16 protein-coding genes are annotated in these 17192 nt (G+C 47.6%); 9 read left to right on the top strand and 7 right to left on the bottom strand.

Features of this window, described 5'->3' with window-relative positions; translation table 11 throughout:
- Positions 1-28 precede the first annotated feature (28 nt).
- Genes ACTJJS_RS17755 through ACTJJS_RS17745 form a run of 3 tightly spaced genes read right to left on the bottom strand, consistent with a single transcriptional unit; the run spans position 29 to position 2029 of the window.
- On the bottom strand, positions 29-1285 hold the full coding sequence (locus ACTJJS_RS17755; RefSeq protein ID WP_440664679.1) for a replication-associated recombination protein A: 1257 nt from the start codon (positions 1283-1285) through the stop codon (positions 29-31).
- Positions 1286-1307: 22 nt separating this feature from the next.
- Positions 1308-1697: a group III truncated hemoglobin gene (locus ACTJJS_RS17750; RefSeq protein WP_440664678.1), complete on the bottom strand. Its 390-nt coding sequence runs from the start codon at positions 1695-1697 to the stop codon at positions 1308-1310.
- 11 nt (positions 1698-1708) lie between these two features.
- Positions 1709-2029, bottom strand: a complete 321-nt coding sequence (locus tag ACTJJS_RS17745; RefSeq protein ID WP_440664677.1) for a hypothetical protein — start codon at positions 2027-2029, stop codon at positions 1709-1711.
- Positions 2030-2357: 328 nt separating this feature from the next.
- On the opposite strand from ACTJJS_RS17745, the gene ACTJJS_RS17740 reads away from it, so the two are divergent.
- The 6 genes from ACTJJS_RS17740 to ACTJJS_RS17715 all read left to right on the top strand — a co-directional run bounded on the left by ACTJJS_RS17740 (position 2358) and on the right by ACTJJS_RS17715 (position 8257).
- Positions 2358-4424, top strand: a complete 2067-nt coding sequence (locus tag ACTJJS_RS17740; protein WP_440664676.1) for a M13 family metallopeptidase — start codon at positions 2358-2360, stop codon at positions 4422-4424.
- Positions 4425-4598: 174 nt separating this feature from the next.
- Entirely contained in the window at positions 4599-4970 is a 372-nt protein-coding gene (locus ACTJJS_RS17735; RefSeq protein ID WP_440664675.1) for a hypothetical protein, read from the top strand.
- 167 nt (positions 4971-5137) lie between these two features.
- The gene (locus ACTJJS_RS17730; RefSeq protein WP_440664674.1) at positions 5138-6046 is read left to right on the top strand and encodes a hypothetical protein; all 909 of its coding nucleotides are present in this window, start codon (positions 5138-5140) and stop codon (positions 6044-6046) included.
- A gap of 10 nt (positions 6047-6056) precedes the next feature.
- A complete protein-coding gene (locus ACTJJS_RS17725) occupies positions 6057-6866 on the top strand; it encodes an MbnP family protein (protein ID WP_440664673.1) in 810 nt (269 codons plus the stop codon).
- Positions 6867-6883: 17 nt separating this feature from the next.
- Positions 6884-7165 carry a hypothetical protein gene (locus ACTJJS_RS17720; RefSeq protein WP_440664672.1) on the top strand — a complete coding sequence of 94 codons (282 nt, stop codon included), beginning with the start codon at positions 6884-6886 and terminating at the stop codon, positions 7163-7165.
- Between the two features lie 24 nt (positions 7166-7189).
- Positions 7190-8257 (top strand): cytochrome-c peroxidase, encoded by a 1068-nt coding sequence (locus tag ACTJJS_RS17715; protein ID WP_440664671.1) that lies wholly within the window; start codon positions 7190-7192, stop codon positions 8255-8257.
- 113 nt (positions 8258-8370) lie between these two features.
- Here ACTJJS_RS17715 and ACTJJS_RS17710 read toward each other — a convergent pair whose 3' ends face one another.
- The 4 genes from ACTJJS_RS17710 to ACTJJS_RS17695 form a co-directional block, all read right to left on the bottom strand.
- Positions 8371-9762 (bottom strand): hypothetical protein, encoded by a 1392-nt coding sequence (locus ACTJJS_RS17710; RefSeq protein WP_440664670.1) that lies wholly within the window; start codon positions 9760-9762, stop codon positions 8371-8373.
- A 73-nt stretch (positions 9763-9835) separates the two neighbouring features.
- Complete coding sequence (locus ACTJJS_RS17705; RefSeq protein ID WP_440664669.1) at positions 9836-12649, bottom strand: TonB-dependent receptor domain-containing protein; 2814 nt, start codon at positions 12647-12649, stop codon at positions 9836-9838.
- Positions 12650-12887: 238 nt separating this feature from the next.
- The gene (locus ACTJJS_RS17700) at positions 12888-13241 is read right to left on the bottom strand and encodes a hypothetical protein (RefSeq protein ID WP_440664668.1); all 354 of its coding nucleotides are present in this window, start codon (positions 13239-13241) and stop codon (positions 12888-12890) included.
- A gap of 216 nt (positions 13242-13457) precedes the next feature.
- Complete coding sequence (locus ACTJJS_RS17695; protein ID WP_440664667.1) at positions 13458-14285, bottom strand: UDP-2,3-diacylglucosamine diphosphatase; 828 nt, start codon at positions 14283-14285, stop codon at positions 13458-13460.
- Between the two features lie 180 nt (positions 14286-14465).
- Between ACTJJS_RS17695 and ACTJJS_RS17690 the strand changes: the two genes are divergently transcribed.
- The 3 genes from ACTJJS_RS17690 to rfbA all read left to right on the top strand — a co-directional run bounded on the left by ACTJJS_RS17690 (position 14466) and on the right by rfbA (position 17177).
- Positions 14466-15116, top strand: coding sequence for a DUF47 domain-containing protein (locus ACTJJS_RS17690; protein ID WP_168870369.1), 651 nt, complete (start codon positions 14466-14468; stop codon positions 15114-15116).
- A gap of 38 nt (positions 15117-15154) precedes the next feature.
- Positions 15155-16156, top strand: a complete 1002-nt coding sequence (locus ACTJJS_RS17685) for an inorganic phosphate transporter (RefSeq protein WP_169223811.1) — start codon at positions 15155-15157, stop codon at positions 16154-16156.
- 148 nt (positions 16157-16304) lie between these two features.
- Positions 16305-17177: a glucose-1-phosphate thymidylyltransferase RfbA gene (rfbA, locus tag ACTJJS_RS17680; protein ID WP_343744387.1), complete on the top strand. Its 873-nt coding sequence runs from the start codon at positions 16305-16307 to the stop codon at positions 17175-17177.
- The last annotated feature ends 15 nt before the right edge of the window (positions 17178-17192 follow it).

Here is a 17192-nt window from a genome sequence, read left to right as displayed (position 1 = left end):
CCCTCAATTCGTAATTCGTAATTCGTAATTAATAATTGTATTTGTCTTTCCACAACTGCTTCAGATGCCGTCTCAGCTCATCTTCCCGCGCATTCTTTCCGGGATCGTACAGTTTGGTGCCTTTAATGGCATCAGGTAAAAATTCCTGCTCCACAAAATTGCTGTCGTAGTCATGGGCATAGGCATAACCTTTACTATATCCCATTTCCTTCATCATTTTCGTAGGGGCGTTACGGATATGCATCGGCACCGGCAGGTCACCGGTCTTCGCTACGAGTGACTGCGCCGCATTGATGGCCATGTACGACGCATTGCTCTTGGCGGAAGAGGCGAGATAGGTCACACATTGCGACAGGATGATCCGTGACTCCGGATAGCCGATCAGGTTCACCGCCTGGAAACAACTTGTAGCCAGCAACAGCGCATTCGGATTGGCATTCCCGATATCTTCGGAAGCCAGTATCACCAGTCTGCGGGCGATAAATTTCACATCTTCGCCGCCTTCTATCATACGTGCCAGGTAATATATGGCCGCGTTGGGATCACTGCCGCGGATGCTTTTGATAAAAGCGGAGATGATATCATAATGCTGCTCCCCGGTTTTGTCGTAGATAGCCACCCGTTGCTGTGCGATGTCCATCACCTTCTGATCGGTAATGACGATGGGATCTTCCTGCAGGGTGCCTACCACCAGTTCAAAAAGGTTAAGCAGCTTCCGCGCGTCACCACCGGAGATATTAAACATCGCTGCCGTTTCTTTTAATTCGATGTTTTTGCTTTTCAGCCATTCGTCACGTTCCATCGCCTGCCTGAGCAACTGCATCAGCTGCTCGTTGCCCAATGGCCGCAGCACATATACCTGGCTGCGCGATAAAACCGCCGCATTGACCTCAAAAGAGGGGTTTTCGGTAGTGGCGCCAATCAGGGTGATGATGCCCTTTTCCACGGCCCCCAGTAGCGCATCCTGCTGGGACTTATTGAACCGGTGGATCTCATCAATGAAAAGCACGGCATGGTGCTGGCGCCTGGCCAGCTCTATCACTTCCCTCACTTCCTTTACGCCGGCGGAGATAGCGCTCAGCGTATAAAAGGGGACCTGAAGGGTATGTGCTATGATATTGGCAATGGTGGTTTTGCCCACGCCCGGAGGGCCCCACAGAATCATCGAAGGTATCTTCCCTTGTTCAATGGCTTTTCTGAGGATACTGTCTTTTCCGGTAAGATGTTCCTGCCCCACCAGTTCGTCTAACGTCACAGGTCTTAACCGTTCTGCTAATGGTTGCATACACTTTTATTCTACTGGATGATTATTTGGGTTGATTGATCTGTTGCATCTTGAACTGCATTATATCTTTGATGGAACGGGCGCGGCTGATGGCCAGCTCCGCTTTTTCACCGGTAAACAGCTCGTTCACCGTTGTCTCAAACAATAAAACCCAGCGGTCGAAATGAACAGGTTGCAGCGGTATTTTCTGGTTAAGCGCAAAATGTGGCGCCATCGTGTTTCTGCCATAACGATTACTGTCCAGTAACAACTGTTCCCAGAAATCGTACATAACGGGGAGATGTTTCCCCCAATCTACCTGTGCAATGTCCTGGAAGATATAGCCGATAACAGCGTCTGTTTTCACTTTCTCATAAAAGCTGTCAACCAACAACTGTATATCTGCCCTGCTGGTTATCTGCTTTCTTTCCATAACAAGATATTCTATTCTTCCTCTCTGCCTTCTTCCCTTCGTGTCCATTCGCGCAGGAAACGGAAAGACAGGTTGGCATTAAATGTCAGTATGAAACCGATAAGCAGGAATACAATGCCCATTGGTGTCAGTATAGCCGGGTTGTCTGCGCCCAATTGCTGTATCACATCCTTTTTCGCTTCTGGCGGCATCGCCAGGATACCTGCGCCCAGCACAAATAACAGGCCACCCCAAAGTACGGTGATCACGCCCATGATCCGGATGCCGCCTGGTGTGTTCTCTTTCAGCACGACTTCCGGCAGCAACAGGCTGCGTTGAAGATATATAGACAAAACGCTATGTATAAAACAAGCCCCCCAGGCCATTACAGACAGAATCAACAAAGGGATGAAGCCTACAGTAAAGACCGAAAACACGCCTGCAAACGTAAAAAAACCTGTTATCATCAAGGCAAGGGCAGTAAAAATCCTGTATAATTTAAACATCAAACTCATCAAAAAGCTTATTTTACGACACAAACCTACCTAATTCCTACCTAATTTAAAGAGAAAATCAGGCTTCTTATCTAGCAATATGTACATAAACCTTGCCGCTCATACAAAAGCCCTGATTTTTGGTGCCCGCTTTTCCATAACTTTAAACACTAAACCTGTTTTACATATGAAGAAAAACAATGCGGTAAAACTACCGTTACTGGCCGCCATGGTTACCTTCGCGGCTTGTAACTCCAATAGTTCCACGCAGCAACACCAGGAGGCTTCTGCCGACACAACCAAAGTCCCGGCATTCAACGTCGCTGATATCGACACTGCCTACAAAGCCTGCGACGATTTCGACAATTATGCCAACGGGAATTGGAAAAAGAACAATCCTATCCCTTCCACCGAAAGCCGCTGGGGCGCCTTTGGTATCCTCGACAAACAAAACAAGGAAGTACGCCTCAAAGGCATTATCGCTGAACTCACCAGCAAAACAGACCTCAAGAAAGGCACTGAAGAGCAACAGATCGCAGACTACTACACCTCATTCCTTGATACCGCTACCATCGAAAAAAGAGGTATCACCCCGCTGAAACCTTACCTGGACAAAATTGAAGCCATTAAAACCCTGGCCGACTGGGCAGCGGTCACCGGCGAACTCCAGAAAATAGGCGTGTCCTCCTTCACCGGCTTCGGTGCTGAGGCTGATGCGAAGAACAGCAAAATGAACATCCTCTATCAGGGGCAAAGCGGTCTCAGCCTGGGCGAAAAAAGCTACTACGAACAACAGGATTCCGCCACCAAAAACGTGCGCGACGAATTCGTCAAACATGTAGATAAAATGTTCACCCTCGCAGGTTTCCCGGAACAAAAACCCGGCACCACCATCCTCGGCCTCGAAAGCCAGCTGGCTAAAATACAGCTGACCAATGTAGCCCTCCGTGATCCGGTTAAAACATACAACAGAGCTGCTTTCAGTGAACTGAAAACACTCGCGCCGGACTTCGACTGGGACGCATTCAGCCAAAAACAGGACATCAAAACCGACACCCTTGTTCTTCAGAACAAAGAGTATCTCACCAATGCCAGCAAACTGCTGAAAACAACTCCTATCGATGTACTGAAAACATATACCAAATGGCAACTCCTCACCAGCTTCGCCGGCTACCTGCCTAAAGCTTTTGATGAAGAGAACTTCCATTTCTTCGGTACCGTAATGACCGGCAAAAAAGCACAGAAAACCCGTGCTGAAAGAGCTATCCGCTCTACCGACGCCAAACTGGGCATGCCACTGGGCAAACTGTTCGCTAAAAAATATTTCCCTGAAAGCAGTAAGGAGAAAGTATCCAAAATGATCGAAAACGTTCGCTCCGTATATGGTGAACGCATCGATAAACTGACCTGGATGAGCGATTCCACCAAACAAATGGCCCGCAAAAAACTGGCCTCCTTTACCTACAAAATCGGTTACCCCGATAAATGGAAAGACTATTCCTCTATCCAGGTCGATAAAGGCACGCTGCTGGAAAACGCTATCTCCGCCATACTCTACGAACACAAAGAGAATATCGACAAAATCGGTAAGCCTGTGGATAAAAGCGAATGGGGCATGACACCGCAAACCGTTAATGCGTACTACAACCCGCTGAACAATGAAGTGGTGTTCCCTGCCGGTATCCTTCAGCCACCGTTCTATAACGCCAACGCTGACGACGCTATCAACTACGGTGGCATCATCGCGGTGATCGGCCACGAATTCACACACGGCTTCGATGACCAGGGCTCTCAGTTTGATGCTGACGGCAACCTGAAAAACTGGTGGACCAAAGCCGACCGTGTAAACTTCGACAAGCTGACAAAACGTTACATCAACTACTTCAGCAGCATGGAAGTGGCGCCAGGCCTCAAAATCAAAGGCGACCTCACCATCGGTGAAAACGTTGCCGACCTCGGCGGCCTCACGCTCGCTTACTATGCGCTGCAAAAATCTTTCGAAGGTAAAGAGGAGCCCAAACCAATTGACGGCTTCACCTGGAAACAACGCTTCTTCCTCGGATGGGCTCAGGTATGGCACGGTAACATCACTGATGCCGCGCTCCGCCAGCAAATCCAGACAGACCCCCACTCTCCGGCCAGAGCACGTATCAACGGCCCCTTACCGCACCTGAAAGAATTCCAGGACGCATGGGGATGCCAGCCAGGAAACAAAATGGTACTGCCGGAAGCTGAAAGAGTTGTTATCTGGTAACTTTGATGATCATGATTATTGCTGGTCCGCCTGATAAGCGGAGATCAGTATAAGATAAATAAAACGCCCACTGCCTTACGCGGTGGGCGTTTGCGTCGGTAACACCATATGATTTATATCAGTTTTGATAAATGCCCGAATATTTTATGATGAAAATATCTATTTTTGCAACGCGTGAAAAAACTCTTCTGCATATTACTATGTGTCATCGTTCTGCTGCAAAATTTCGGCACAGCAGTGGTCTTTATCAGCTATAAGATAAACCAGGCCTACATTGCTGCCAACCTTTGCGAAAACAGGAACAACCCGGCCATGCACTGTAACGGTAAGTGCCAGTTGAGGAAACAGTTACTGCGCGAGGAGCAACAGGAACAAAAGAATCCATACGCGCAAAAAGAAAACAAAGAAGTGACTTTATTCTGTGAACAACTTGTTTTCTCCAACGAAGCGCCCTGCTCCGATATCATCACCGAACAGACCGCATTCTATCTTATGAAACCCACTTATAGTCCCATCACCAGCGTGTTTCACCCCCCTCTCTGCTAATCCGTCTGTGTTATTATTTCCGGTAAACCGATAGCCCATGCTGTCAGTTCCCCTGTCGTTTTTATTATTGATGGTTACCTGACACACTATTGGTGTGCCTGTCATTGTTATCGCTATTCACTACGTATAGCCGATACTGTTATTGATTTGCCGATTAAACCCTTGCAATGAAAAAGCTGTTTTTCATCATGGCTATTCTCATGCCTGTATCTGCCGTGGCCTGCGACATCTGCGGATGTTCCGCAAGTGGCTACCAGCTGGGCATTTTGCCACAATATCATAAGAACTTTATCGGTCTCCGTTATGGATACCGGCAGTTTAAATCCACCCATCCCATGGAACTGGGCAATACCGCGAACCATGAATCCCGGGAGTTCTACCACACCACTGAACTCTGGGGCAGATGGTACGCCACCAAAAGATTACAATTCTTCGCTTTCGTGCCGTTCCAATATTTCAGAAGGGAAGAGGGCAAAAGCATCACCACAGTCTCCGGCCTGGGAGACATCACCCTGATGGCCAATTATACACTTATTGACAACAACTGGGACCTGGGCAAAAAATGGCACCATGTATTCCAGGCAGGCGGCGGTATTAAACTGCCCACCGGCAAAACCGGCATTCCGGACGAAGGTGGCAATATCTACCAAAACTTCCAGCCCGGCAGCCGTAGCACCGATTTTGTACTGAACGCTGTATATACCGTCAGGCGCGGTAAATGGGGGCTCAATACGGATGCCAGCTACCGTATCAATACCACCAATAAGGAAGAATACCGCTTCGGCAACCGTTTTAACACTTCGTTGCGCGGGTTCCTGTACCAGCCTGTCAGTAAAACGGTGGCCCTGCAGCCTTATGCAGGCCTCATGTACGAACACGCCTCCGGCGATTATGAGCTGCATAAAGCCAAAGAATACACCGGCGGCGACATGCTGCACACCAGCATCGGCGCCGATGTCTATTTCAAACGTTTTTCCGCCGGTGTCCAGGCACAGCTGCCGGTATACCAGCATCTGTCTGCCGGATACAATAAAACGTACGCCCGTTTATCCGCTACCGTTAATTTCTTCTTCTAAAACAATCCTTATGAAACAAAATATTTTACTCCTCAGCATACTCTTTATACTGGCCTCCTGCTCCAAAGACAAAACAGCGCCCGCCACAGACCCGAACGAAAAAGGCGTTGTGGTGCTCGAATTCGACAACCGCGCAGGAACAGACGATCTGATACTTAACAACCAGCAATACCGTAATGCCGCCGGTGAATCGCTTACCATCAGCAAATTTGCCTACTATGTCAGCAACTTTCGGCTGATCACCGCTTCCGGACAGGTATACACCGTACCGCAGGACAGCAGTTATTTTCTTATCAGCGAAGACAATAAGACATCGGCCTTCCATACATTGTACAACGTGCCCGCGGCAGATTATACACAAGTGAAATTTATGATCGGCGTAGACAGCGCCCGTAATACCTTGGACATCAGCAAACGTCCCGGCGTGCTTGACCCCGCGGAAGGTGCCGCAGATATGTACTGGTCATGGAACAGCGGTTACATCTTCGTCAAACTGGAAGGCAGCTCACCGGTTTCTACAGATGCGCAGAAACTTTTCCGCTATCATATAGGCCTGTATGGCGGCAATTTCAATAACGGTCCGCGTACGCTCAACAACACACGCGAGGTGACCCTTACCATCCCCAACAATGGAAAAGCCATTGTTCGCCGCGATCGTAAAGCGCAGGTCCATTTCTTTGCGGATGCGCTCAAAATGCTGAACGGCACCACCAATGTGAGCTTCGCCTCCGATCCAAACGTAATGACATCGCCATTTTCAGAGAAAATCGCAAATAATTACACACAAATGTTTAACATTGACCACGTGCATAACGAATAACATTAATTAATTCTATCATGAAACAGTTGATCTTGACCTGTAGCGTTCTCCTGGCTCTCGCCTGTAATCAGAACAGCAAACCTGCTGAAACAAAAGATGCACCCATGCCCGAAGCACCCGTTGCGACGGAAACCGCAGTCAGCGATAAATGGCCCGACCCTGTATGCGAAATGCCGTATGACACCAGCTACAAGGAATGGACCGTTTACGAAAAAGACACGATTCATTTTTGTTCCATCACCTGTAAGGAAGTCTTTCTCAAAAAACCGGAGAAATACATGGCAAAACTGAAAAAGTAAGCATTCCTTATTAATTATTCGTTTATGCGTCACAGTTACAGGTGGGGCAGGGGTGTTCTATTGCCCTTGCTCACCTCCCTTATCATCGGTTGTAGCAAGAAAAACACCACACCAGCACCGGAACCGGTTAAAAACATCGCCTTCGTGAAGCCGGCAGGATTTCCGGAGCCTGTTTACCGCCTGGCAGACAACCCGGTCACCACCGAAGGATTTGCCCTCGGCAAAGTACTCTTCTACGACGGCCTGCTAAGCCGTGACGGCACCATCAGCTGCGCCAGCTGCCATATACAAGCCAATGCATTTACACACCACGGCCACGATGTCAGTCACGGTATAGAAGACCGCCTCGGCACCCGCAATTCGCCTCCTATCCAGAATATGGCCTGGTCCACCTCCTTCTTCTGGGACGGCGGTGTGCATGACCTCGATCTGCAACCCATCGCCCCCATAGAAAACCCGGTGGAAATGGACGACAAACTCGGTAACGTGATCGGTAAACTGCAACGCAACAACCGCTATCAGCAATTGTTTGAAAAAGCATTCGGATCGCCTGGAATCAACAGTACCCGCATGCTGAAAGCATTATCCCAGTTCATGGTGATGCTGGTCAGCGCAGACTCCCGGTACGACCGCTTTATAGCAGGCAAAGAGACTTTCAGCGATGAAGAGAAAACAGGACTGGCATTGTTTGAGCAACGTTGCGCCTCCTGTCATAAGCCGCCGCTGTTCACAGACAACAGCTTTCGTAACAACGGCGTGGCCCCACGACCCTTCGGCACAGACTCCGGACGTTATAAAATAACACTCCTCGAGGAAGACCTGTACAAGTTTAAAGTTCCGTCTTTGCGTAATGTGGCGCTCACAGCCCCTTACATGCACGACGGCCGCTTCGGCAGCCTGGAAAGCGTCATGAACCACTATGATAACGGCTTTTATCCAACTGCCACGCTGGACCCGGCTTTTAAAAACGGGTTCTCATTCAGTGAAAGTGATAAAAAAGCACTCATTGCGTTTCTGAAAACCCTGAGTGACAAAGGATTTATCACCGATGAGCGGTTTGCGCCGCCACCGGGATTTGTACAGGGAAATTAAAAAAAGAGCCGTGTGATCACGGCTCTTTTTGTTGGCAGCATAGGTACTAAATAAAAACCGTCCCGGTATAAACCAGGACGGTGTAAATACAGCTTATGAAATCTAAAAAAATACTATTGTGTTACTACAACTCTGTCCCAGGCAACCCATTTGGCTTTGGTCCAGTCATTAGCCGGATCAATGGCGCCGCGGTAGGCCACTTTGTCAAAGAAAGCATCTGCCAGTTTACCTTCAAACTTAGCACCTGCTAAAGCAGGAGAGCCAGTCTGAGGAGCCAGGTCAGGAGTCTTGTTATTGAACGGATCTTTCAGTTTGATATCACCTGCATTGGCAGCCAGGAACACTTGGGTAGCGTCACGACCGGTTACTAATGCACTCAGTTGATCAACTGTCAACAGTACAGCAGCGCCGCTGTTGGCAGTAGAGAATACGTTAGCGGAAGAACTGTGCAGCAGGCTGTTTTTAACGCCGCTGGTACCATCATTATAGAAGCCCATGGTAACGTTATCGTCTACACGCATAGCTTCTTTCTGTGAACCCATGATGATAGAGTTGCCCAGGATGAACTGGCAACCTCTTCTCCAGCGGGCGCCATAACCATATGCAGCACTGGTGCCAGTAGTATTATTGGGACCAATGGCTGTAAAGTTGGACAGCACAGGGAAGGTAGTCGGTGTAGTAGTGATAGGTTTATTGGCAGGGTTGGTGTTGTCCACTTCAAAGTTGTTGGACACGTCGCCACTTGCACCTTTAGGATCGGTGAAAGAAGGCTGTTTAACAGACACCGCGAACTGGACCATACCTTTATAAGCGTCATCCATATCAAAATCATCATCAGCCGTGTTGTAAGCGATGAGATATTTGGCGTTTACGGTGCCGCCGAAGAATTCAAACGCATCATCCAGTCCGTTTACAACCTGAATGTGGTGCAGCGTGGTTTTATTACCAACGGTATACAGGGACAGACCGTTCACTTCGTCGTCCTGGGATACTGCCTTACCAGCGTATTCAATTCTTACATATTGCATAGTGCCGGAATTGTCGGCATCATTGGTACCACCAAAAGCTTTGTGGTCACCGTCTACGCCACCTTCAATCACAGCATGGTTACCGTTACCGGTGGCACTGCCTACGAGGATAATACCTCCCAGGTCACCTGGTTTCTTGTCGGTATGACCGGAAGTGAATACGATCGGATTATCAGCAGTTCCGTTGGCGTTGATCTGTGCGCCTTTGTAAACAACCAGTACGCCAGCAGAGTCTCTTGTGCTGATGATCTGTGTACCCGCTTCAACAGTCAATACAGCAGGTGCATCTACATACACATAGCCACGTAGTTTATATACTTTGTTTTTAGACCAGGTCTGGCTGGCAGAGATTTTTCCACGGACATATACGGTGTCGCTGTTGTTGGACGGCGGAGGCGTAGTATTGTTATCATCTTTTTTACTGCAGGCAGCCAATGACGCTACGGCCAGCAAGCCAAGTACATAATTCTTAGTCATAATTACTAATTATTTGATTTACAAATATTAATACCAGTTGTTAGGTGAATATGAAAAGCCCGTTAAAAAAATATTACTTAGTCCCGGATAAAAAATTATACTTGAAGGTGATGGTAAATGTGGTGCCCGGTTTTAATGAACTGATGATGTGATCATGCCCACTTTGATAGGCTGTCTTATCTGTTCCGGGGAACTTATAGTACAAGGCAATAGGTTGTGCCAATATATCGGAGATATTCAGCTTCACTTCACCGGCATTACGGAACAGGCGTTTGCTGATCTGGAAATCCAGCACGTCTCTAGGCTTCTCATAAGTATCCAGGCCGGCATCGGTGCCGCGGAAGCGCAAGCGCTGACCAATCCTGTTATACAACAGGTTAACCGAAAAGTTATTATCCGCAGGGGCATAGGAAAGGCCTCCGTTGATCAGATAAGGTGATTGTCCCTGCAACGGTGTTTTCTTGTTGCCATTAACACCTGGCAGATCAACGTCAGAATTGATGTAAGCGGCATTGGCATAGAATACCAGGTTCTCTGCCAGTTTACTGTGCGAAATAAAATTCAGCCGTTTGCGGAATTCAATCTCTGCCCCGAAATCTTTTGCAGACCGTGCATTATCAAAGGACAATACACTGTTGCCATTATTCGTTTGTTCGATCGGGTTATTAAAGTGCTTGTAGAACACAGAGGCAGAAATAATTTCACCGGCACCAGGGAAATATTCCCAGCGAAAATCCGCATTGGTGGCAGTACTGCGTTGAAGATCTTTATTGCCGGCAATCAGGAACTCATTATCGTAGTCATAATATCTGAAGGCTGCCAGCTCTCTGAACTCAGGCCTGTTCACTGTCTGAGAAAAAGACAGTCTCAGATTGCTCTTGTCTGTTACAGCATAAGTAGCGTTGGCTGAAGGTAACACATCCACATTGTTATAACGTTGTTGCTGTTCTCCGGCTGCTTTCAGCTCCTGTACATAGGACTCAACCCTCGCGCCCCATACCAGCCTTAATGCTTCTGTAAATTTATTATCAAACATCAGGTATCCTGCAGTGAGATCAGCGGTACCGGTATAGTCTTTATTATTGAGATCTATCTTGGCCAGCAGAATTTTATATTTGTCAATATTCTCCACGCTGAAGATGTTCTCCGGCGTGACGCCTTTATCAAGATTAATCTGAGTATTGGAATAAGCGGTGGCATAGCCAAGCGCAATAGCAGAGAAGTCACGGTTACGATAAGTTTTGACACCACCGAATTTAAACTTCTGGGATTGTCCGAACAGTTTGAATGGTACCGCAAAATTCAGGTTGCCGCCATAGATATTTTCAGACAACCTGGTATACACACGACCAGCCTCTTTCAGGTTAGGGTTGTTTTCGTTTGACAGCGTAAGGGAGTAAAAATCCTCACCGCTGTTTTGTTTGAAGGACAGAATGCGCTGATCCGGCTGATTACGTGCCGCGCGGGCGTAAGACAGGTTCCAGTCCACCGTGATCTTGTCTTTTCCGAGTACATGCTGACCTTCCAGTGTACTGTTGTAAAGGCTGTTTTGTGTGACCTCGTTGTTATAACTTTTACGCGGCTGCACATTGTCGTTATCAAACACAAATCCGGTCCTGCGGGTAAAATTATTACTATAGTCGTTGTTGTAAAAATTCTTAAGCGCAATTTTATTATTTCTCCAGTTGTAGGCCAGGTTCAATACAGCTCCCAGGTTAACGGTCTTTGCATACTGTTCGTCGTTGTAGTCAAACAGGTGTTCGGTGATATTTTTTTCGGAGCGGGTACGGAGATTAATGCGATTACCGTTGTTGTAGTTAGCAGAAAAAATATAGCCGAAACGGTTATTCCTCTTGCCATTCCAGCTATTGCCGGCAGAGAACTGGATACCAACCGGCGGATGACCTTTACGGTCCTGTTTTCCGCTGCTGTAGGTATTCGGGAACTGTTTGGCGATAGCGATTTTTTCCGCATCTTCCAGCATGGTATAGTTCCCTTTGGCAGCATTTTTATATGCGGCGGGCAGGGCGCGGGAACCGTCGTCATAACCAAGGAAATCATATTTGCCTTGCGGCGGCGCCGTATAAAAATTCTTGAAGGTGGTTTGTGTATTGTAACCGGTGCTGAGCGACAGGTCGAGGAAACGTTGGTCAGGAAAGTCTTTGGTGCTCACTTTCACTGCGCCGCCGGCAAAATCGCCCGGCAGGTCAGGCGAAGCTGTTTTATATATGGTAATGTTATCAATAAGACCGGAAGGAATGATATCAAAGGAGAATGCTTTTTTGTCCGGCTCTGTGCTGGGCATCTGGGCATTGTTCATCAGTGTGGTGTTGTAGCGTTCGCTCAGGCCGCGTACCACTACAAATTTATTATCCTGGATACTGGTGCCGCTTACGCGTTTCAGTACTTCACCGGTGTTTTTGTCCGGTGATTTTTTAATGAGGTCGGCGGAGATACCATCAGATACTACGGCATTGTTTTTTTGAGCAGCGTACAGGGCATTGATGGTTTCCTGTTTAAAAGAACCTTTGATCACTACTTCCTGTAATGCCTTGGATGCAGGCTCGTCCATGATGACGTTCAGGGATGTAGGCAGTCCTGCTTTCACGATCACATCGGAGATGGATTTGGTCTGATAGCCCATGTATTTGAAGTCGAGCGTGTAATTGCCCGGCTCGATGGTGAAAGCGTATCGGCCTTCCACGTCCGTTACAGCGCCTTTGCCGGTACCTTGCACCACGATGGTAACACCAATCAATGCTTCGCCGGTTTTCTTGTCGGTCACCTTACCGGTCACCTTGGCAGGATCGCCCGCCAGCGCTGTTCCCGTAAAAATAAATTGAAATAAAGTCAGCAATAACAGTGGTACAGAATAGAAGCCCTTCACGATATTTGGTTTTGTTTTATACGGTTTTAATATGATTTTAATCTCATTTTAATCCCGTTTTAATATCGGTGGCAAAAATATCCGTGAGGCATTAACGCAGTATTAAGCTGACGTTACCAGTATGTTAATAGTTAAGAAATGTTTATGGTATTGTTAACAGGAACGGGTATACGAAATCAGGCATAGGATAGGTCAAGATCAACAAAGGATATGGAAAGGCCGGGAAAGCGGACAATAGCTACATCAGATAAGAAGGAGGCGTAGGCCTGTTGTTGTTCATCAACATGTCCAGCGAAATATCCAGTTGATAGTTTCGTTCTTCTTTTTTATCCTGCACGGCGGAGGATATCTGGAAAAGATGCTGGCTTTTGTTGGTGAATGGCTTGTTGTCTTTATTGCAGAGCTCCAGGCTGAAGTTGAAACGTTCTTCGAGGTCTTCCTCAAATTCACGCAGACTGAGGGTTTCATCAATAGGATATTCCACCAGGGTCTCTTCTTCCAGTCCCGCTTCTTTCAGGGTGTCAAAAGCATTGGCCAGGGAATGGCGCACATATACCGCTACGTTACAGGACAACAAACGTTGAATTTGCATCTGTAACAGGGATATAGTCATTAATGGGTGTAGTTTGAGTACTTTCATTTCTTTCAATCTTCATTTACTGCGCTTCCAAATAGGTTTTCTGTGAATAGTTAAGCAAACTTAGAAGTCTACTTTTAATTTAATATTAAGCACTTGTTATGATTATGTGAAAATCCTACTCAAATATAAAAATATTTGAATATTTAATCATTTAAATATTTTCAGTAATCAAATAGCTAAATCCGAAAATGTTTTAGGGTCCCAGTCGGGGGTGGTATCATCTTCATCTTCGGGGAGGACGGTTTTACTTTTGGTAACGGGATGGTGGTACAGGGTCCATTCCCGGTCAACATATTCGAGGGCGGTAAGGCTTTCCACCCAGTCGCCGGAATTCAGGTAGGTCACAGTCTTATCACCCACCGGCATTTCCTTGATGAGCGGCTGGTGGATATGACCGCAGCAAACCACGTCGAAACCTTTGTCGACCGCGATCTCTGCCACCGTCTGTTCGAAGTCCGAAATGAATTTGACCGCGGACTTCACCCCTTGTTTGACTTTTTTGGAGAAAGACATCTTTTCCCGGCCCATGCTTTCCAGGATATTGTTGACCAGGCGGTTGATGATAATCAGCAGGTCATACCCCTTGCCTCCCAGTTTAGCCAGCCATTTGGAGTTTTTCATGGTCACGTCGTACACGTCGCCATGGAAAAACCAGTGCTTTTTGCCATCAACGTCCAGTATCAGCTTGTTGTCGATAGAGAAGTTACTCAGTTCGAAACCGGCGTACTTACGCAGGGCTTCGTCATGGTTCCCGGTCAGGTAGTACACTTCGGTGCCTTTGCCGATCATCTTCAGGATTTTGCGGATAACCTTGGTATGGGCCTTGGGGAAGTAACGTTTGCTAAACTGCCAGATATCGATGATGTCTCCGTTGAGCACCATGATGCGGGGGTCTATGCTGTCCAGGTACTGGACCAGCTCTTTAGCGTGGCAGCCGTATATCCCGAGGTGGACGTCGGAAATAACGACTATATCTAATGCGCGTTTGTCAGACATCTATGTGAAAATGTAACAGGTTGTAGGCACCTGTTTATGATTATAATTTCTTATACAAAGGAAAAATTGCTATATTACTTTTATATTAATCCAGTGTTAAGGAATTATTAATTCAGGTTTTTTTCTGGCTCCAATTGATTCTGAAAGCTATTTTTGCGGCAAATTTTTAAACTCAAACGTATGGGAGGCTTCAATTCCTTTGTTAAACTATTCATGCCGAAAGACCGGGTATTCTATTCTTTATTTGAAGACGTGGCTTCCAACCTCGTGGAAATGGCCCAGGTACTCAACGAACTGGTAGCGACCATTGATCCGGCCGTACGTAAAGACAAAGTGCATCTGATCGAGAGGCTGGAGCATAAAAATGACGATTATACCCATCGCATATTTGTAGAGCTGGGACAAAACTTCATCACCCCCTTTGACCGGGAAGACATCCACTACCTGGCTGCCACACTGGACGACGTTGCTGATTATATCCACGGTTCCGCCAAAAGAATGGACCTGTATAAAGTCAACACACAAAACGAGAGCATCCGCAAGCTCGCTGAGCTGATCCACCTCGGCGTGCTGGAGCTGCACAAAGCCATCCCTGAACTGCGCAACATGCAGAACATGCGCGTTATCACGGATGCCTGCGTAAAAATCAATAGTCTCGAAAACCACGCCGACGACATCTACGACCGTGCCATTGCCGACTTGTTTGATACCGAGCAAAATGCCGCTGAGCTGATTAAAATGCGTGAAATATACCAGGCCCTGGAAATCGCCACTGACAAGTGCGAAGACTGCGCCAACGTAATTGAAACCATTATAATCAAATATTCCTAAGGGATACATCGCTCTGACCGCATAATCCTCGTGTTACCATGACTTTATTAGTAATAATTATAATACTGGCATTTATATTTGACTATATCAATGGTTTTCATGATGCAGCCAACTCTATCGCCACTATCGTATCGACCAAGGTACTGACGCCTTTTCAGGCAGTGCTTTGGGCCGCAGTTTTTAACTTTGCGGCTTTTTTTATTGCCAAATACGTGATCGGCGAATTTAAAGTAGCCAATTCTGTAGCCAGCTCTGTATTTGAACAGTTCATCACCCTGAAAGTGATCTTCTGCGGGCTGGTGGCCGCCATCACCTGGAACCTGTTCACCTGGTGGCTGGGCATTCCTTCCAGCTCCTCCCATACCCTCATCGGTGGCTTTATCGGTGCAGCTGTTACCAGCGCCGGCACCCTCGATGTGATCAACTACCACAAAGTGTTGCCTATCGTGTACTTCATTGTACTGGCACCATTGATTGGTATGCTGGTGGCATTTATTATTACCATCATTATTGTGAATATCTGCCGCAAGGCCAATCCCTTCCGGGCGGAGAACTGGTTCAAACGCCTGCAGCTGGCCTCTTCAGCAGCATTGAGCCTTGGCCACGGCAGCAACGATGCCCAGAAAGTAATGGGTATCATCGCCGCCGCCATGGTGGCTGCCGGATATATTCCCAATATCAAAGCGATGCCCGACTGGATTCCGCTGGCCTGCTTTACCTGTATCGCCCTCGGTACCATGAGCGGCGGCTGGAAAATCGTTAAAACCATGGGTACCCGTATCACCAAGGTAACACCGCTGGAAGGTGTGGCTGCTGAAACTTCCGGCGCCATCACGCTGTTCCTCACCGAACACCTCGGTATCCCGGCCAGTACTACCCATGTGATCACCGGTGCCATCATGGGCGTAGGCGCCACCAAAAGGCTGTCTGCCGTTCGTTGGGGCGTCACCGTCAGCCTCCTCTGGGCATGGGTGCTTACCATTCCCATCAGCGGCCTGCTGGCAGCGCTGACCTATCTCATCGCCAGTATCTTTATCTAACATCATGTTATTTAATAATATTAAAAAAAGCTCTCCGCCCTTCGCGGGGAGCTTTTTTTGTATAAAAATGCCGTCATGTGGATAAGAGCAGCTATTTTTGTGCGGTTTTCCATAAAAGCCTATAACATCCAATCAAAACAGTTCTATAATGAAAGGAATCATCCTGGCCGGCGGCTCCGGTACCCGATTACATCCCATCACTTACGCCATCAGCAAACAGATAATGCCGGTATATGACAAACCGATGATCTATTACCCGCTGTCTACACTGATGCTGGCCGGCATAAAAGATATTCTGATCATCTCTACGCCGCATGACCTGCCCTCCTTTCAACGCCTCTTCGGTGATGGCAGCCAGCTGGGGCTCAATCTGTCCTACGCTGAGCAGCCCTTGCCCAACGGCCTGGCCCAGGCTTTCGTGATCGGTGAACAATTTATCGGAAATGACAGCGTGGCGCTGGTACTGGGAGACAACATCTTCTATGGCGCAGGCCTCGGTACGCAACTGGCAGATAATACAAATCCCAGCGGCGGTATCGTATATGCCTACCAGGTATCCGACCCGGAAAGATATGGCGTAGTCGAATTTTCCGATGACATGCGTGTACTGTCCATCGAGGAAAAACCCGCTAAACCTAAATCCAACTTCGCAGTGCCCGGACTCTATTTCTATGACAACGACGTCGTGGAAATCGCCAAAAACCTGCAACCCAGCCCACGCGGCGAATATGAAATCACAGATGTGAATAAAGAATATTTGAAGCGCGGCAAATTAAAAGTTTCTATCTTACCACGCGGAACAGCCTGGCTGGATACTGGTACCTTCGACTCCCTGATGCAGGCTTCCCAGTTTGTACAGGTAATCGAACAAAGACAAGGCATCAAAATCGCCTGTATCGAGGAAATCGCCTACCGTAAAGGCTTTATCACTGCCGGTCAACTGATGGAATTGGCCAAACCATTGCTGAAAAGCGGCTATGGCCAGTACCTCGAAAGAGTACTGGAACAAAAAATGATCTGACATCTCATTAAAACG

The organism is Chitinophaga sp. 22308 (assembly GCF_052045305.1).
Taxonomy (GTDB): domain Bacteria; phylum Bacteroidota; class Bacteroidia; order Chitinophagales; family Chitinophagaceae; genus Chitinophaga; species Chitinophaga varians_A.
This window is presented reverse-complemented; position numbering and strand designations above follow the sequence as displayed.